This window comes from Pseudomonas oryzihabitans, assembly GCF_032027545.1.
GTDB lineage: Bacteria > Pseudomonadota > Gammaproteobacteria > Pseudomonadales > Pseudomonadaceae > Chryseomonas > Chryseomonas oryzihabitans_F.
Window position 1 is genome coordinate 1 of record NZ_JAVSJB010000128.1, and the last position, 299, is coordinate 299.

Below are 299 nucleotides of genomic sequence, written 5' to 3' on the forward strand. Positions count from 1 at the left end.
ATCTCTTCCGGCGGATTCTGCAGGTCGGCGTCCAGGGTGATGATCAGATCGCCGCGGGCCTGCTCGAAGCCGGCGAGGATGGCCGAGTGCTGGCCGTAGTTGCGGTTGAGCAGCACGGCGACCACGGGGCTGTCCGGCTCGCTGGCGGCCTGCTGCAGCAGCTCGGCGCTGCGGTCGCGGCTGCCGTCGTCGACCAGGATGATTTCCACCTGGCAGTCCAGCAGACGGCAGGCGGCGCGGGTGCGGCGCAGCAGTTCCGGCAGGCTGGCTTCTTCGTTGTAGACGGGGATCACCACGGA

1 protein-coding gene is annotated in these 299 nt (G+C 68.9%); it reads right to left on the minus strand.

Annotated elements, in window-relative coordinates; genetic code table 11:
• Positions 1 to 299, minus strand: a 299-nt coding sequence (locus RND78_RS28020; protein WP_312733509.1) for a glycosyltransferase, incomplete at both ends; no start/stop codon positions are given.